Source organism: Sphingobacterium sp. IITKGP-BTPF85, assembly GCF_001006065.1.
Taxonomy (GTDB): Bacteria; Bacteroidota; Bacteroidia; order Sphingobacteriales; family Sphingobacteriaceae; genus Sphingobacterium; species Sphingobacterium anhuiense.
Map to the genome: position 1 here is coordinate 1 of NZ_ASZT02000303.1, position 1354 is coordinate 1354.

The 1354-nt window shown below is 41.4% G+C and carries 2 protein-coding genes; both read right to left on the bottom strand.

Going from position 1 to position 1354, the window contains the following annotated elements:
- On the bottom strand, nucleotides 1-498 hold a 498-nt coding region (locus L950_RS25315; RefSeq protein WP_037527371.1), incomplete at its 3' end, for a hypothetical protein.
- 114 nt (nucleotides 499-612) lie between these two features.
- A complete protein-coding gene (locus tag L950_RS25320) occupies nucleotides 613-1305 on the bottom strand; it encodes a hypothetical protein (RefSeq protein ID WP_021191800.1) in 693 nt (230 codons plus the stop codon).
- Between the last annotated feature and the right edge of the window lie 49 nt (nucleotides 1306-1354).

Consider the following 1354-nt stretch of genomic DNA (forward strand, 5'->3'; position numbering starts at 1 on the left):
TAGCCGATGAAATCCCGATGCCGAGTCGAAGCCCAGTCGCAGAAACTTAGAAGTTGGTGTTAAGTTGGTTAGGAAAAAATCAGAATTTACTCTGCCTGATATCTTTTGTTTGACACCTGTTCGAGTGTTGTTCGACTCCGCTTCGATATGTGTTCGACACTCCTTCGAGGCTTGTTCGGGTGCTGTTCGACTGCGCTTCGACTGGCCTTCGACAACTTGCCGAACAGCAGTCGAAGAACTGCCGAAGGATTTCCGAATCAGTCCCGAACTAGTCCCAAGTTTATCCCGAACGTTTGTCGAACCTTCATCGAAGGCATATTGACTGATTAAAATAACATTAGTTGCATGTGCAATATTATTTTTAAGCACATTTTTAGCAACAGAATATTCAGGTAATTCCGTCAGCTTTCTACTCAACAGCACACCTTCCCTTTCAGGTTTAAATAGTTTCCGGAGATAATCCCAGAACTTGACTATATATTGTATGTTTATGTTCATTATTTTAATTTTTTGGACATAAAGCTTCCCTGCTCCGTTTACTACCAAGGGAGACTAGATCATCAAGCCTTTTTCCCTCGGCAGCATCCGGAGATCACAGGTAGTGAAACTTTACTAATACTTTTCTAAGATTAACTCTTGGTTTTCTTTTACCGTTCTTTTGGCTTTAATGATCATCATAAGCTGTTCCTCCCAGATCAACTCTACAGACTCTCCTGCTATACTCAATACTTTGCGACTATCTTTTACGATGGTCAATCTTTCTAAGGTCACTTCTATTCCAAAGTGCTTGTTGAGATCGTTCAGTATTCGTTGTCGATACTCTTCCCTTTCTGTCCGTGCAGGTACCGCCAGTTCATAACAATATGAAGAGACACTCTCTCCTTTCTCTGTTGGTATGAACTGCTCCTTATTCTCTCCTAACACCAGTATTTGGTTAGTCGGAAAGTTAGCCGGCAGTCCCAAAGCAAAGAGATAAATCTCATAGACGGTCATATTGATCAATGAAATCCGCAGTACATCGGTATTGTCATTGCGCACAACCATACTGAAAGAATCCGAAGGCTCTAGCAGGCGGATCATAAGCGAGTAATAACGCTGTGCCGGTCTTTCCTTCATGACATACTTCATCGCCGATTGCACGGAGCTTTCGGAAATTGGTAACGACACATTTTTAAAGAATCGTTCGGATAAAAGAGTGATCATAGTTCGTTTTTTGATGATAGGAACACATTTTTTACGCAGATAAGAAGACAGTTCTCTCTCTGGGGACAGCGCATAGCTATCCCAGTAGCAAGTTTTTTGCATTTTTTTAAAGTTTAAATTGGTTCCCTTAAAACCGAACTATTTGGACATG

Bases quoted from the DNA above. Each gene is read 5' to 3' on its own strand.
- L950_RS25320 (WP_021191800.1), bottom strand. From the start codon at position 1,305: ATGCAAAAAACTTGCTACTGGGATAGCTATGCGCTGTCCCCAGAGAGA.